A 17,186-nucleotide genomic window follows, 5' to 3' on the forward strand; every position below is an offset into this window, starting at 1 on the left:
GTCACTGTGCCAGTTGATTCTGCGGCATTGAGTGTGTTGTCCGTGGTGACTGGTGCAACAGTCAGTGTCGTACCCGTGGTATCTGGTGCAGTGGTATCCACAACATAGTTGTGATCTGCACTGATCGGTCCTGTACCCGTTACGTCAACTGTCACTTCAATGGTGCTGTCTGCATCTGCAGTCAAATCGCTACCTGGAACAGTCACGCTCCATGTACCATCCGCCTGTACCGTCGTGTTGTAATTGTTGCCATTGACCACAACTGTCACTGCATCACCTGCAGTGAAGCCGCCTACAACCGCACCACTGATGGTTTGGTCTACGCCTGCTTCTTCAGCATTGACGATGTCATCGCCTGCAACTGGATCAAACACCACCACTGGTGTGGTGATATCCACGGTGTAGCTGGCATCTGCTGTCACAGTACCTGTGTTACCTGCGGCATCTGTTGCCGTAATGCTGACATTGATGGTGCTGTCTGCATCAAGTACTAACTGTCCGCCATCAACCGTAACGCTCCATAAGCCACCAGTTTGTACGGTCGTGGTGATGTCCACGCCATTGACATTGACTGTGACCACATCACCCACGCTGTATTCACCGGTAACCGTACCGCTAATGGTCTGATCTGTTGCTGCTTCGCTTGAATCAACAATGCCATCGCCTGCAATCGGGTTAATGGTAATCGTGGTGGTGCTGTTGTCTGGGCCAGTGGTATCGACTGTATAAGTTTGTGTATCAGTGACTGTGCTGCTGTTGCCTGCGGCATCAGTGAAGGTGGCTGTCGCATCGATGGTCGCATCCGGATCTGCAAGTAAGTCACTACCTGCCACATCTGCGGTCCAGTTACCTGTCGCTGCATCAACAGTTGCAGTGTAGGTCACGCCATTGATCAGCAGTGTCACCACCGTGGTTGCTGCATCTGCAGGGATACCAGTTAAGGTACCTGTTACGGTCACTGTGCCCGTTGATTCTGCGGCATTCAACACGTTGTCTGCAGTCACATCATCAATCGTTAAGGTTGCACCTGTATTATCTGGTGCTGTGGTATCGACTGTATAGACCTGAGTATCAGTGACTGTGCTGCTGTTGCCTGCTGCATCGGTGAAGGTTGCTGTCGCATCAATGGTTTTGTCACCATCTGCAAGCAAGTCACTACCTGCCACATCTGCAGTCCAGTTACCAGTCGCTGCATCGACAGTTGCGGTATAAGTCACACCATTAATAACGAGTGTCACAACTGTGGTTGCTGCATCAGCTGGGATACCTGTCAAAGTACCTGTTACTGTCACAGTGCCAGTTGATTCTGCGGCATTCAACACGTTGTCTGCAGTCACATCATCAATCGTTAGGGTCGCACCTGTATTATCTGGTGCTGTGGTATCGACAGTATAAGTTTGTGTATCGGTGACTGTGCTGCTGTTACCTGCTGCATCGGTGAAGGTTGCAGTCGCATCAATAGTCTTGTCACCATCAGCCACTAAATCACTACCTGCAACATCAGCAGTCCAGTTACCTGTTGCTGCATCGACAGTCGCGGTGTAAATCACACCATTAATCAGTAAAGTGACAACAGTCGTTGCTGCATCGGCTGGGATATTCGTTAAAGTACCTGTGATGGTCACAGTGCTTGCTGATTCTGCTGCATTCAATACATTATCGGCAGTTACGTCATTAATGCTTAATACCGAACCTGTCGTATCTGGTGCATCCGTATCTACTGTATAGCTTTGATCAGCATTGATTGGTCCAACACCAGTAACTTCAACTGTTACATTGATTTTACTGTCTGTATCTGCTGTTAATTCACTACCTGGAACAGTCACACTCCAGACACCGCCTGTTTGTAAGGTAGTCGTGTAATCTGTGCCATTAACATTGACAGTGACTTTATCTCCAACAGTAAAGCTTCCAACTACTGAACCACTGATGGTTTGATCAACACCAGCTTCAGCTGCATTGACGACATTATCCCCAGCAATCGGGTTAATCACTACAACTGGTGTGGTGATATCTACGGTGTAAGTAAGGTCTGCTGTAACATTACCAACGTTACCTGCTGCATCTGTTGCCTGAATAGTTACATTAATGGTTTTATCTGCATCAAGTGCCAGTTGACCACCGTCGACTGTAATACTCCATACACCACCAGTCTGAACTGTGGTAGTGATATCTACGCCATTGACATTGACAATAACGACATCGCCAACTTTATATTCGCCTGTTACGCTACCGCTAATCGTTTGATCTGTACCAGCTTCTGTTGAGTCCAGACTATTGTCACCAGCAACAGGATTAATCGTAATCGTTGTTGTACTGTTGTCAGGTGCTGTTGTATCAACCGTATAAGTATGATCTGCAGTAACAGTACCAACGCCTGTTACATTTACAGTTACATTAATGGTTTTATCTGCATCCAATGTAAGCTCTGCACCAGTAACCTCAATACTCCAGTTTCCGTTGTTATCTAGAGTAGTGGTGTAGTCTGTACCATTGACATTGACAGTGACCTGATCTCCGACAGTAAAGCTACCAACCACTGAACCACTGATGGTTTGATTGACACCAGCTTCTGCTGCATTCAGAACGTTATCACCTGCAATTGGATTAATTACAACAACAGGTGTGGTGATATCGACAGTATATGTTGCATCAGCAGTTACATTACCTACATTACCTGCTGCGTCTGTTGCCTGAATAGTCACATTAATGGTTTTATCAGCATCAAGCACCAGCTGACCACCGGCAACTGTGATACTCCATAAACCACCCGTCTGAACAGTTGTCGCAATGTTGATGCCATTCACATTAACAGTGACTACATCACCAACACGATACTCCCCTGTGACTTTACCACTGATGACCTGATTAGCACCCGCCTCTGTTGAATCAACAACATTGTCACCCGCAATTGGGTCAATTGTAATTGTAGTCGTGCTGTTATTTGGTGGAGTTGTATCTACAGTTTCTGAGCCTGGTGCAGATGGGTTACCTGCTGGATCTGTAGCAATTGCTGTAACTGTATCGCCATCTTTTAAACCGCCTGGATTTTGTACTGTCCATTCACCTGTAGTTGGATCTGTATCAACCTCAACAGTTGAACCGTCAGGGAAAGTGACTGTGACCGTTGAACCTGGTTCTGCTGTACCAGTAATTGGGTCAGTGCCGTTGATCGGATCAATTTCTGGCACCGCTGGTGCAGTCACATCAACAGTATAACTTTGTGTATCGGTGACTATGCTGCTATTACCCGCAGCATCTTTAAAGGTGGCTGTTGCATCAATAGTCGTATCACTGTCAGCCTTTAAATCACTACCTGCAACATCTGCAGTCCAGTTACCTGTGGCGGCATCGACAGTCGCTGTGTAAGTCACACCATTAATGACGAGTGTCACAACCGTGCTCGTAGCATCAGCTGGTACACCTGTTAATTTACCTGTAATTGTGATAGTCGAAGTCGATTCTGCAGCATTAAGAACATTATCTGCTGTGACTGGATCAACGCTAAATTCAACGTTATCCGTATTTGGTGGAGTGAGGTCTACAGTTTCCGTACCAGGTGCTGATGGGTTGCCTGCTGGATCTGTGGCAATAACTTTGATGGTATCGCCATCTTTTAAACCGCCTGGGTTAGGTACGGTCCATTCGCCTGTGGTTGGATCGGTAGGAACCTGAACGGTACTACCATCTGGGAATGTTACAGTCACCGTCGAACCTGGTTCTGCTGTACCTGTAATTGGATCGGTACCATTGATCGGATCAATTTCTGGCACCGCTGGTGCAGTCACGTCAACAGTATAGCTTTGGGTATCGGTAACTGTGCTGCTATTACCCGCAGCATCTTTAAAGGTGGCTGTTGCATCGATAGTTTTATCACTGTCAGCCAGTAAATCACTACCTGCGACATCAGCAGTCCATTTACCTGTTGCTGGATCTACAGTTGCAGTATAAGTCTTACCATTAATGACGAGTGTCACAACCGTGCTCGCAGCATCGGCTGGAATACCAGTTAATGTACCTGTAACTTTGACTGTCGAAGTTGATTCTGCGGCATTAAGGACATTATCTGCAGTAACTGGATCTACATTAAATTTAACTGCACTCGTATCTGGAGGTGTGGTGTCTGGATTATTATTCCCATCATTATCACGTCCACCGCCATCACTGCCTCCGCTTGCTGCCGCAATGATACCGCCAGCGACTAAAGGAACAGCCCATAACCATGGATTCATTCCACCATCATGGTAAAGCAAAGGTTCTACAGATTGAATGGGTTGATAGACAACATCTGAAACTGGAACTTCTGGAGCAGCCTCTGGCACAACAGCTGGAGTCTCTTCTAAATATACAGCCCCTTCAGTGTCAGCATCTGCATCTGCATCCGCGTCACTATCTGCATCCGCGTCATTTTCAGCATCTTTGAAACGTGCCCAAATGAGTTGACCATCTTCGCCCTGAAAAACAAGGCTATTATCTAAATTCGCTCCTTCATTAAAGAAGTTTTGAATAACAATCTGCTCACCATTTTTCAGTAAAATAACGGCATTAGAACCATCTCTTTTTACTGCTGAGATGTCGTTTACTGGTATTTTCACCAAAACGACTGTGGCCTCAGATGGTAAGGACGCTGTTTTTCCCGTCGTATTTGCAAGGGTTTTATGGCTTTCCTTGGAAATAATTTGTATTTCAGACATGATTATATTCCTCAATTATATATTATTAATTTCAAATCAATTTCTAATTACGTTATTACTGAAGTTAAAATTATTTTTTCAAGTGATAGAGTTCACGACATTACTTTAAATCAAACCGAATAAATGTTAAATAGCTCACAAAACAAAGAAAATAAACTTACATTGAAATAATTTATGACACTTACACAACATTATGTTTTACAACAACAAAAAAAATAAAAATTACTTTACAAAATAAAAAAGTTACACTTTTAAACAAATAAATTTACAAAGAAATAATGGGTTCCTAAAAAGTATTTTAATTAAATTAAACAAACTTTTTAAATATATTATTTAAATTAAAATAAAAACCACTTTCAATACTTTAATTAAATTAAACACACCATTTAACGATATTGTTAATTTAAAAACAAAAAAGCCTTTTAAAATAAAAAGGCTTTTTTGAACAAATGAAAAAAATATACAATTAAAAGTTATCAGGATTTTCTAAACGTTTAACTTCTTCTCGTTTACTTGGATGATGCATCGTAGCCACCCCATCATCGGTTTTCTGATCCAATAGAATCTCAGGGTTATAGATGGTAATCGTTTCTCGCCCTAAAGCATCCTCACCAATAATATATTTAAAGCCACGACGGTTCATCTTGTTACACATGCGTTGATAGAGGCCTTTTAAACCTTCCTTCTCTTCATTTGGATTGTAGTAGAAAGCATTCATCACCGCAGGCAAACCAAGCCCACACACCACACCAGACAGCAATACACTAATAAAGGTATAACCAATCAGAATACTACTGTACTGGCTCAGCTCAGGAATGTTTGCAACAGCAAGGATCAAGGCAAGTGAAATACCACCACGTACCCCTCCCCAAGATAGAATCGCCAAACTGCCGTTATAGCTTTTATTACGGAACGATGGGAATAGAGCAAAAGCAGCAAAGTTGGCAGCAAAACGAGAAAGATGTAGGATAATAAAGGCAATAATCCCACCAATAATCAGGTTAGCGCTAAGATCAAGAATAAACAGCTCTAAACCAATTAACGTGAACAGGAAAGAGTTAATAATCCCTTCAACTGTATGCCAGAAGTGATTCACCTCACGTATTTCACGCTGTTCACGAATTTCTTGCCATTTATTACCGACAATCAGACCACCAATGACGCAGGCAATTGGCGCTGACGCATGGGCAAATAGCGCAACCAGATAAGAACCACTGGCAAGCAAGGCTGTGGTTAGGATTAGCGATTCCATCTCATGTTTACCGCGTAATAAACGCAAGATTGCAAAACCGAATCCAAAACCGATAATCACCGCCACAAAGATTTCATAAAGTAAGGTTTCAACTGTTGCCAGTAAGGAAAAATGTTCACCTTGTAAAACTTTTAATAACGTCATAAATAATGCAATACACATGGCATCATTAAATAAAGATTCACCTTCCAGCTTTACCATGAGATGGTGTGGTGCTCGAATTGAACTGAGTACCCCTTTAACACCAATTGGATCTGTCGCCCCAAGTGCTGCGCCTAATAACAATAAAACGCCAATCGGGACTGGATAGCCAACCAACCATTGAAATAAATACAATAAACCTGCATAAAATCCTGCACATAACACCAGTGCAATGGTGGCTAAAATACCAATAGGTTTCCAGTAATTTCTTAAATCTGAAATTTTAAATTTGAGTGCGGAAGAGGTTAAAATAAAGCAGATAACACCATTAATTAAAAAATCATAAAAATCAATATTTCTTACAGCTGCTTCAATATTATGAATATTAATGGTAATAAACTGATTACCGTTTAATAGGCTTGCACCCCACTGTAAAATAAAGACAAAAATTGCTGAAACAATAGGAACACCAATCGCTTGAGGAAACCCAAGTATTCGCTTATTAAAAATGGTTGTGGCAATGGATAATGCAAAAATTACCGTTAATGCTTGTAAAAGAAAAAAATTACCCATACAACCTCTTTATTTATTTCAATTTTCAACACATATCATTTATTTAAACTTTAAAACTCAATGAAACATGAAATTTAAAAGTTCTTTGTTTTTGCAATTGAATAAAGAAAAAAGGTCTATGCTGCAGTTTTACTCACCAATTATTTATTTTTTATACACAAGTGATTTAGATGCAGTAATAAACCAATCATCCTCAATTCAGCATAGACATGTTATTTTACGTTAATTCTTCTTAGGCTTCGTATATCTTCCGTATAAAAATCAAGGACAAAAAACATCCATGCTTATGACTTAAACGTGTTGCATTGGTTGACATCACCTGATTTTAAACCAATCTGGAACCACTGCATGCGCTGCTCACTGGTACCATGAGTAAAACTATCGGGCACAACCTGTCCTGTTGCACGGCGCTGTAGATAGTCATCACCAATTTTTTCTGCCGCATCCATCGCTTCTTCAATATCCCCTTGCTCAAGGAATTGAGTACGCTGTTGATTTTGATGCGCCCAGATACCCGCAAAACAGTCAGCTTGTAATTCCAGACGCACAGAAAGTTGATTCCCCTGCGCTTGGCTCGCCTGAGCACGGGCTTGCTGTACCTGACCAGAGATCCCTAATAAGTTTTGAATATGGTGTCCAACCTCATGCGCTATCACATAAGCTTGGGCAAAATCTCCTGCCTGATCCTGACGAGAAAGCTCAGTTTGATTCTGCTCACCTGAAATGCCCATCTGCTGGCGCATATCTTTAAAGAAAGAAGTATCAATATAGACTTTTTGATCGGCAGGACAATAGAAGGGTCCCATTGCAGCTTGTGCGGTTCCACAGGCAGATCGATCAATCCCACTAAAGAGTACCAGACGAGGTGGCTTATAAGTCATTCCCAATTGCTGGAAAATTGGTGTCCAGGTATCTTCTGTATCTGCCAGCACCGTACCGACAAAATCACTCGCTTCTTTCTGCTCAACCGTTAAACTTTGCGGTGCACCGCCTTGCTGAGAAGATTGTGCTGTCACAGCTTGCGTAGCCTGATATGCCTGTTGCGGATCGACGCCAAAGAATTTCCAGGCAACAAACGCCACAACCAAACCTAATATACTGATACCACCTGCTTTTGCTCCGCCACCACCACGACGGTCTTCAACATTGGTACTGACTCGACGACCTTTCCAGCGCATAACGACCTCACATAATTTTGATGATGACGATTCGGGTTTAAGTTGATGCCTTTGGCCAAACTTTCTGAATCAAGCCGACAATAAGCAATACAATTGCTCCAGCTACCAGACCAACTCCAAGATTGATTAATGTTGGCGTCAATGCACCAATGATTGAACCTACACTTGGAATCAGCTCTAAATGATCAACTGTTTCTTCTGTAAAATGATGCAGTAATGGAATGGTATGCGAGATAATACCGCCACCGACTAAAAACATGGCAATTGTTCCAACAATTGAAAGTGTTTTCATCAAAAGTGGAGCAAAACCAAGTAAACCACGTCCTATTTTATTCTTAAACTCAGAAGCCTGCTGGGTTAAATATAAACCTAAATCGTCAATTTTCACGATCATTGCAACCAGACCATACACCCCGACCGTCATGACAATTGCAATAATACTTAATACTGTCACTTTAGTCGTAAATGCTGCTGTTGCAACTGTACCTAACGAAATCACCACAATTTCAGCAGAGAGAATAAAGTCGGTACGAATCGCACCTTTTACTTTTTCCTTTTCAAATTTCGCCAGATCAACTTCGACTTCCTGTAAATCTTCACTTGCCTCTTCTGTTGTTTTGGCTTTTTTATGCTTCAAGGTATGAACGACCTTTTCGACACCTTCATAACATAGAAACAGACCACCGATCATCAATAAGGGATTAATGAGCCACGGCGCAACCACACTGATGAGCAAGGCTAATGGCACCAGAATTAACTTATTAACAAATGACCCTTTTGCAACACTCCAGACAACAGGCAACTCACGATCTGCACGCACACCACTGACCTGTTGTGCATTCAGCGCCAAGTCATCGCCCAATACACCCGCAGTTTTTTTGGCTGCCATTTTGCTCATTACAGCAACGTCATCCAGAATCGTCGCGATATCATCCAGTAATAATAATAAACCACTCGCCATTTTTATTTCCTAATTTGTATTTATGTCGCTATTGTAGATTCCTTCAGTATATTCACAATATTATTTTTCAGAAAAAGTTAAAATTATCGCTGACGAAAAAAATTTATTTCTCGTACAATAATATCAATCTTATATCTATGAAATAACTGAATCTTGGAACATATCATGAGTAATATTGATCAACGTCCAATCATTTTGACAGGCGACCGTCCAACTGGACAACTTCATCTTGGACACTTTGTCGGTTCATTACGATCTCGTGTAGGTCTACAAGACAGTCATCATCAACACCTATTATTGGCTGATGCTCAGGCAATGACAGACAATGCCGATAATCCAGATAAAGTCCGCAACAACATTCTTCAAGTTGCACTAGATTATTTGGCAGTCGGCATTGACCCAACCAAAACCACAATTTGTGTGCAATCTTGCTTACCTGCACTGAATGAATTGACCATGCTTTACCTCAACTACGTGACTGTTGCACGTTTAGAGCGTAACCCAACCATCAAATCTGAGATCCAGATGCGTGGTTTTGAGCGTGATATTCCAGCGGGCTTCCTGTGCTACCCGATTGCGCAAGCGGCAGATATCACTGCATTTAAAGCAACTGTTGTGCCTGTGGGCGAAGATCAGATTCCAATGATCGAGCAAACTAACGAAGTGGTTCGTCGTGTCAACCGCCAAATCGGTCATGACCTATTACCAGAATGTAAAGCACTCTTATCTAACATGGCGCGTTTACCAGGTTTTGACGGTAAAGCAAAAATGTCTAAATCATTAGGCAATACCATTGTGCTGAATGCTTCTGACAAAGACATCAAGAAAGCCGTCAATGCAATGTATACCGATCCAAATCACTTACGTATTGAAGATCCAGGTCAGGTTGAAGGCAACATCGTATTTACCTATTTAGATGCTTTTGACCCAAATAAAGAAGAAGTTGAAGAATTAAAAGCGCATTATCGTCGTGGTGGTTTAGGTGACGGTACAGTGAAAAAACGTCTGGAAGGTGTATTGAAAGAGCTGATCACGCCAATCCGTGAACGTCGTGCCGAGTTAGAAAAAGATCCTGATTACATTATGGATGTACTCAAACAAGGCACTGAAAAATGCCGTATCATCACTCAACAGACCTTAGATGAAGTGAAAGATGGCTTAGGATTATTTAAATTCTAATTTATGTTATTTTTCACATAAAAAGCCCGATCTCGGGCTTTTTTTAATATAAGCTTTTGATTTAAGTTTAATTTTAGAACTTCCCCATAAAATATAAAACTAACACTTTTTGTCACTTATTAACATGTATTAACAGTTATTAACATGAATACCTATGAACTTAGTCGGGATTTTAAATATTATTGCGTTGTAGATTAGCAAACACTAATCTCATGACATTTCTCCTTTCAACCGAAACTGTTTTAAACAGATTCGTTGTTCAACGCAATGACAACCCCAATCATTGCGTTTTTTTTCGTCTGCAAGAATGTGAACGATTTAGGTTGAAATTCAATCGCGTTAGATTTATTCTTATAACTGTTTTATTTTTATAAAAAATTTATTAATTATCTCTAAAAGAAATAAGAGAAACTCTGATGATCTGGGATCTATTAACACACCCTTCTAATCTTATTTTTAGCATTGCCTTAATGCTATGTCTATTTATCGGTGTACTGGAATTCATCTTGCTGTTATTTGGTGGTAGTTCAAGTTTTCTGGAACAGTTTCTCCCTGATAGCCTGACCGATATTGACCATGCCGATGTTTCACTTGAACAGTCGGAAAATCTGTTCACCCAGCTTTTAGAATGGCTCTATCTGGGCAAAGTCCCTTTACTAATCTGGTTAATTATTTTCTTAACTCTTTATGCATTAACAGGCTTGATTATTCAGGATCTTTTTTTCCAGTTTACAGAACAATATGTATCGGCATGGATTATTGCACCTGCCTGCCTGTTTTTGGCAATGCCATTGGTACGTTATAGCGCAGCGCTGATTGCCAAGATTATTCCTAAAGATGAAACCACAGCAATTCAGCATGATGATCTGATTGGCCGTACCGCTCACATTATCTTAGGGGAAGCCAAACCAAACTCCCCTGCACAAGCCAAAGTAAAAGACCAGTTTGGTCAAACGCATTACGTCTTGGTTGAACCCGAATTTGATACGGTTTTCCATCAAGGCCAAGACGTTATTTTAACGCAAAGAACCAAAATTGGATTCCAAGCGATTGTTTCTTAGTTTTTATATTTATTACATGAGGGTGTATAAATGTTGAGTTCAGCATTGACTGAAATTCTAATTATTACAGGTGTTATTTTTGCGGCACTGGTTTTCATCGGTATTGTTATCGCTCGTCTATATACGCGCTCAAGCAAAGAAGTCTCTTTCGTGCGTACTGGTTTTGGCGGTGAAAAAGTCATTTTAAATGGGGGTGCAATCGTGCTGCCTGTTTTACATGAAATTATCCCAGTCAACATGAACACATTGCGTCTGGAAGTGAAGCGTGCTGCGGATCAGGCACTGATTACCCGCGATCGTATGCGTGTCGATGTCATGGCAGAATTCTATGTGCGTGTTAAACCTATTGCAGAATCCATTGCAACGGCGGCACAAACCTTAGGTCGTAAAACCATGTCTCCACCAGAGTTAAAAGATCTGGTGGAAGGTAAATTTGTCGATTCTCTACGTGCCGTTGCCGCTGAAATGGCGATGGAAGAACTACATGAAAAGCGTGTCGATTTCGTACAGAAAGTTCAGCAAGTGGTTTCGGAAGATTTATCCAAGAACGGCTTGGAGCTTGAAACCGTTTCTTTAACGGGTCTCGATCAAACCAGCTTTAAATTTTTTAACCCGCAAAATGCGTTCGATGCAGAAGGTTTAACCAAACTGACTGAAACGATTGAAGACCGTCGTAAAAAGCGTAACGACATTGAACAAGATGCTGACTTGGCGATCCGTGCAAAAAATCTTGAAGCTGAACGTGCTCGTTTAGAAATTTCGCGTGAAGAAGAATATGCAAAGTTACAGCAAGAGCGTGAAATCTCGATTCGTAAAGCTGAACAAACCGCAGAAATCGCCTCTCAAGAAGCAGGTAAAAAACGTGAGGCTGAAGAAGCCCAAATTGCTGCTGAGCGTGAAGTGGAAATTAAACGGATTGCTTCGGCACGTGATGTAGAGAATGAAAATATCCAAAAAGCTCAGCTCATTCAAAAAGCACAGGTTGAACAGAAGAAAACCATTGAGCTGGCTGAGCAAGACCGCGCCATTGCCATTGCTGAAAAATCGCGTGCTGAATCAGAAGCCAAAGCGCAAGCTGACAAGGCCCGTGCCGAAGCGGTAAAAGCAGAGGAAGAAGTTGTGACCGTGCGTGAAACCCAACGCGCTGAACGTCAAAAAGCGGTTGAACTGGTTGCAGCAAAACAGACTGCTGAGAAAGAAGCGATTGCGATTACCGTTGCTGCGGATGCAGGTAAAAAAGCCGCTGCCGATGAAGCAGAAGCAGTACGCATTGCAGCAGAAGCTGACGCTGAGAAAATACGCTTAAAGGCCAAAGGTGAAGCAGATGCGAAAGTGCTGCTGGCTCAAGCCCTAGAGAAACAATATCAAGTCGATGCAGAAGGTGCGCGTGCAGTCAATGAGGCAGCCAACACCCTTTCTGCTGAGCAGGTTGAAATGCAGATTCGCTTGGCGCTATTGAAGCATTTACCAGAGATTATCCGTGAAAGCGTGAAACCGATGGAAAATATTGATGACATCAAAATCTTGCAAGTGAATGGCTTAAATGGCTTTGCTGGTGGTTCTGCAACTTCAGGTGAAGCCGTTGAAAACAGTTCAACCTCATTGTCTGATCAAGTGGTGAATAGCGCCTTACGCTACCGTTCACAAGCACCCTTAATTGATAGCCTGATGAATGAACTCGGTCTGCAAGGTGGTGATATCAATGGCTTGACTCAAAACCTAAATAAACCAAAAGCAGAATAAGTCCGATATAAATAAAAAAGAGTCTTCATTGTAAGGCTCTTTTTTATTGCACTTTTATTTGTAGTTCACCATGACGGTCGCCTGCGCATTGACACTCCCCGCGGCGGCGGCAACATTATCTTTCTTATAATATTTTGCATAGAAATTTTTAGTTAAAGCTAGATTTGATCCTGTGCCCAACCGACCAAATGAATATTCTGTGCCATAGTTAATCGCTGAATTATTAGATACATCATACACTCGAATGCCGACATTACTGGTTGCAGCATTGCTATTGCTCAATACGTTAGTGCTATTCGCGACATTGGCATTATCACTCATCGTAAAGTACAACAAGGTATTAGCTAAGCCATTGCTACAAGCCGCCGTGATTGAAAAAGGCGTTTTCCCGCCAGCTTCCGTACCTGCTGTTGCTAAAGCGCTGGTTGCAATCGTAGGTAAAGTCACAATCGGATTGTTTAAGCTACAGGTTTTGGTATTTTCTGGATTCAGTGTTAATTGCACAAAACCCGATTGACTATCAATATAACGGTTCGTCCCTTCGGTCATATCCACAGTGACCTTGCCTAAATCAAGCTGCACTGCTGGCGTAGTTTCGGTCAATCCAGAAGTAAAATAAAACTTCAAATTAACAATATTGACGCCTTGGGTCGCAGACTCCCCTGTCGCATTGTTATACAAGCTCACCGTCTTGGCTAAAGCAACAACGGGCTTTCCAGACTTGGTATCCTGTATTTGAAAAGTCACATACGCATATTGATTAAAGTAAGGACTACTGCTGTTGACGATTTTGTAATACGTCGAACCTGCATAACTGATCGTTTGATCAAAGTTGACGTTACTTCCCACTGTAGTGAAAGATGTAGTTTTTCGGTCAGGGAAATTATCCGTGATTTTGTTTGAACAATTCACCAAAGAATAAGCCGCAATCGATGTGGCAAAGTTGGTGACAAGTGTCCAGTTTGAAGTTGAGTTGGTAATACTACTGGTATTGGTCGCCAAAGGCTGAGTTGGGTTCGAAGTACACACACCATTATCCGTAGCATAAGCATGTTGTCCCAGAGCCATGCCTAAAACAGTAAATAAGAGCGTAAATCCATATTTTTTTAGCATGATTATTTACACTCCACATCGATCATCTGTATACGATTCGGTTGCTTACTTTTCGGAAGCAGTTTTTCTGGTGCATCAATATGGCAAGTGTAAGATTCACTCATTCCCCATTGCACATATAGATCTTGTTTTAATAATTGCGCTTTTTCTATAAATAGCTGATTAGACTGACCAAACATGCCTGCGACTTGTCCTGCCTGATTCACCGCTTGTACACCAATTGGGATTTGCTGATGTTCACCCTTAACCTGTACATTTAATAAAATATTTGAGCTTTGCTCGACGTCAAATTTGATTAAGGTTGAACTATAACGACGTGGAATCACTTCAGCCTGATTTGCACTTAAATTCACATCCAGAGGCAAATGCTTGGTATCTAAACGGATGGTATTGGCTTCATAAGGAGAAACATTGGCATAAATCGCATTGCCCCAATAATCGATTTTACTTCCCCATGCATTAACAACATCAGCACCATGCGCACCCTTTGCATGAACAATGGTAAAAGTGTCCGATAAATTATTGGTTGCGGTAATTCCATAAGGATGAGCGACAATAGCACCTTTCGCACTGAAACCATATTGGGTCTGATCATCACTCCAGCCCGTCACAGCACCCAGTTGTATTTGAGGCAGGCTATAATTCATATTGGCTGAAACAGCAGAATTATTTTTTCCATTGTTCCAGTTCTGAGTCGTGGTTAACCCATAATTGAATTGATTATTTTCCCCTAATGTTCCCGTGAGACCTACATTCGCTGTGGTTGGATGACCGACGTTATCTGCATATTGAATATTCGAATATAGATTTGCCTGCTTTTTACGCCACTCTAAAGGTAAAGAAAAGCTCAGATATACCTTATTTTCTTTTCCAAAATCATTTAACTGATTATTATTTTGACTATAACCGATAGAATAGCTCAATCTATTCCAGCGATTACTATAGTTAATACTATACTGCACATAGTCTTTATCTGTATTCCAGTATTTATTTTGAGTTGCATTTAAATAAACAGAGCCAAAACCCTCTTTAAAGTTTTGATAAAGCGAAATATTAAATTGCTGTTTTAATAAATAGGTAAGGAAAAGACTATCGATTTCAGCTTGATTCAAATCATTAAAATTTCGTAAAGACATGCTATTACTTAATGTCATGTATTCACGATCTTGATATTGTGCTGAAACGTTCAAAAAAGTATTAAGCGGACTATAGCTATATTGATAAGCAGCTTTATACCGCCAACCCGCATAGTCATTTTTTGCTAAGGTCGCATTTGATTTTTCCGCATCAAATCTTAGTCCACCTAGCCTTGTATTTTGTCCAAAACCGAATAAATAGCTCTGAAAAACATGACTGAGATTGCTGCCAAGATATAAGCTGGAATAGTTGCTCAAGCCATATTCAGCGCTGAGCTGACCAATATAATCATCTGATGTTTTATTGTTGATTTTGTATTGCCCAGAAGCAATGTTGTAATTTAACTGTCCCATTCGAACAAGGTTCATATTCCCTTGCATCGGCACAATAAAGCTATGTTTTTCCCCACCATTTTCAGTGACCTGAACAGTTAAATCACCATTGTTATTGACCGCTGTGAGATCATTAAACTCAAACTCACCAGCAGGTACTGTACGTTCGTAAATTTTTCGGCCATTCTGAAACACAGAAACCAAAGCATTGGTGTTGGCCAAACCACGAATCAAAGGTGCATAGCTGCGTTGCGACATCGGAAGCATACTAATATCGGAAGCAAGCTGTAAGCCTCGTATTTGCGCCGAATCAATCGCATAAGTCTGGGTATTAAAGTCACCCATTTCTAGCCGTGCTTTCAGAGCAGGAATATCTGTAGACAAAACATTCAGATAAGATTGATAACCACCGAGTTGCGTTCCATCTGAGTCAAAACTTCCAGCATGACGAAAGTTAAAACGACTGAAATTGAATCCACTAGTTAAATTCAGATAATTGCTGCTAACTTGTTCTTGCTGGTTCAATTTACTGGTGTAACGATTAAAATCATAACCGATATAAGCAGCAGTAACCCCCTGCTCAAATCGTTCAGGTGCAATATAACCTTCTGGCCGTTGATTAATAATTGCTAAAGGTAAAGAAATATCCAGACTTAATGCCGACATATCCAGATCATAGTAGGCATCTGGATTGAGCTCTTTAATTGTGAGACATGGTTTTTTAGGTAGTTTTTCTAAGACTTCTGGACGTAAATCCAGTCGTTTCAACAATTGTTCATCAATACATAGCACCGCCGTCAGCTCTGCATTCAAATGATCGAATTTAAGCGTAAGCTGACCCAATGAGCGATGATTATTAATACTGGTATTGAGCGAGTACACACCCGCAGCAACGCCATTGGTCTGACGGAACGAAGTTAGATCAATGTCCTGATTGCGTCCGCCAAACAATGCACGTGCATCAAAGGTATAAATTCGATTATTTGATCCATCTCTCGCTTGTAATTTCTGATTTATATTTTCATTTTCTGCTGCGTAAGTACCCTGCATGCATAAAATAATAATGCTATATCTTAATGCATATTTCATTTATTCTTCGCCATTTATGACGGCTTGATAAGCCTGATTTCCACCATAATCATTAATCAGTAAATAGCTAATTTTTTGAGGCTTAAATTGAATTGCCGGTTTAAAACTCTCCGTAGAATAAGGTGCAATCATTAAAGGATCAGCATAAACAAAATTCTCTTTTTCCGGATTCAAACTGACATTATAAAAATTTACATAATAAGGAGATGGGTTATTCACCGTCACGCTTTTATTAGTTTCATTATATTTAAAGGTAACACTGGAAAATGCTTTTTCCTGTGAGATTTTTAAATTGACAGGACGATAAAATAGTTTAATACGTGAACGAATCGACACCTGTAATTTATTTTTTTCTGCTGTCTCAACCTGCTCAGATGCAGGCATATCCAAAATATTAAACCAATATAAGCTTTCTCTATCCTGAGGCAAAGCTGAGGTATCTTTCGCAATTAAGCGAAGCATTTGACCTTTATTTGAAGCAATTTGGGCCAAAGGAGGCGTTAAGATAAACGGAATCTTATCCGCCTCTGGGATCTGATGCGGGTCACCATTGTCTAACCATGCCTGAATTAATGCAGGACGATCATCAGGATTGTTCAATTGAACAGTGACCGTATTTTGGTTGGAAGGAAAAATAATACGCGTCCCTGTAATCGTCACTCCTGCAAATGTTGCAGTAGAGATTGAACTGAGCATTGCAATGCGAAAGGCAATCGATGAGATATGCATATTC

At 41.1% G+C, this 17,186-nt stretch carries 10 protein-coding genes; 3 read left to right on the forward strand and 7 right to left on the reverse strand.

The genetic code is table 11. The features are described 5' to 3' along the window. From EC846_RS16565 to EC846_RS16580, 4 genes are all read right to left on the reverse strand, one after another. The coding region (locus EC846_RS16565) for an Ig-like domain-containing protein (protein ID WP_123775820.1) at positions 1-4,694 on the reverse strand (4,694 nt) is incomplete at its 3' end. 466 nt (positions 4,695-5,160) lie between these two features. Then, complete coding sequence (locus tag EC846_RS16570) at positions 5,161-6,660, reverse strand: cation:proton antiporter (protein ID WP_062846658.1); 1,500 nt, start codon at positions 6,658-6,660, stop codon at positions 5,161-5,163. 284 nt (positions 6,661-6,944) lie between these two features. Beyond that, complete coding sequence (locus EC846_RS16575; protein WP_123775821.1) at positions 6,945-7,838, reverse strand: neutral zinc metallopeptidase; 894 nt, start codon at positions 7,836-7,838, stop codon at positions 6,945-6,947. Between the two features lie 37 nt (positions 7,839-7,875). Beyond that, positions 7,876-8,799, reverse strand: a complete 924-nt coding sequence (locus tag EC846_RS16580; protein ID WP_123775822.1) for a DUF808 domain-containing protein — start codon at positions 8,797-8,799, stop codon at positions 7,876-7,878. Positions 8,800-8,964: 165 nt separating this feature from the next. Here EC846_RS16580 and trpS point away from each other — a divergent pair, with 165 nt between their 5' ends. The 3 genes from trpS to EC846_RS16595 all read left to right on the forward strand — a co-directional run bounded on the left by trpS (position 8,965) and on the right by EC846_RS16595 (position 12,782). After that, positions 8,965-9,978, forward strand: a complete 1,014-nt coding sequence (gene trpS / locus EC846_RS16585; RefSeq protein ID WP_004775149.1) for a tryptophan--tRNA ligase — start codon at positions 8,965-8,967, stop codon at positions 9,976-9,978. A gap of 416 nt (positions 9,979-10,394) precedes the next feature. Beyond that, positions 10,395-11,039 carry a YqiJ family protein gene (locus tag EC846_RS16590; protein WP_123775823.1) on the forward strand — a complete coding sequence of 215 codons (645 nt, stop codon included), beginning with the start codon at positions 10,395-10,397 and terminating at the stop codon, positions 11,037-11,039. A 30-nt stretch (positions 11,040-11,069) separates the two neighbouring features. Continuing rightward, a complete protein-coding gene (locus EC846_RS16595; RefSeq protein WP_123775824.1) occupies positions 11,070-12,782 on the forward strand; it encodes a flotillin family protein in 1,713 nt (570 codons plus the stop codon). A gap of 54 nt (positions 12,783-12,836) precedes the next feature. Here EC846_RS16595 and EC846_RS16600 read toward each other — a convergent pair whose 3' ends face one another. The 3 genes from EC846_RS16600 to EC846_RS16610 are packed head-to-tail and all read right to left on the reverse strand — an operon-like array spanning position 12,837 to position 17,182. Further along, complete coding sequence (locus EC846_RS16600; protein WP_123775825.1) at positions 12,837-13,895, reverse strand: fimbrial protein; 1,059 nt, start codon at positions 13,893-13,895, stop codon at positions 12,837-12,839. A 2-nt stretch (positions 13,896-13,897) separates the two neighbouring features. Continuing rightward, positions 13,898-16,453 carry a fimbria/pilus outer membrane usher protein gene (locus tag EC846_RS16605; RefSeq protein WP_123775826.1) on the reverse strand — a complete coding sequence of 852 codons (2,556 nt, stop codon included), beginning with the start codon at positions 16,451-16,453 and terminating at the stop codon, positions 13,898-13,900. Then, positions 16,454-17,182, reverse strand: coding sequence for a molecular chaperone (locus EC846_RS16610; RefSeq protein ID WP_123775827.1), 729 nt, complete (start codon positions 17,180-17,182; stop codon positions 16,454-16,456). Positions 17,183-17,186: the final 4 nt, after the last annotated feature.

It is taken from the genome of Acinetobacter sp. BIGb0102, from assembly GCF_003815055.1.
In the GTDB taxonomy this organism is placed as follows: Bacteria; Pseudomonadota; Gammaproteobacteria; order Pseudomonadales; family Moraxellaceae; genus Acinetobacter; species Acinetobacter vivianii.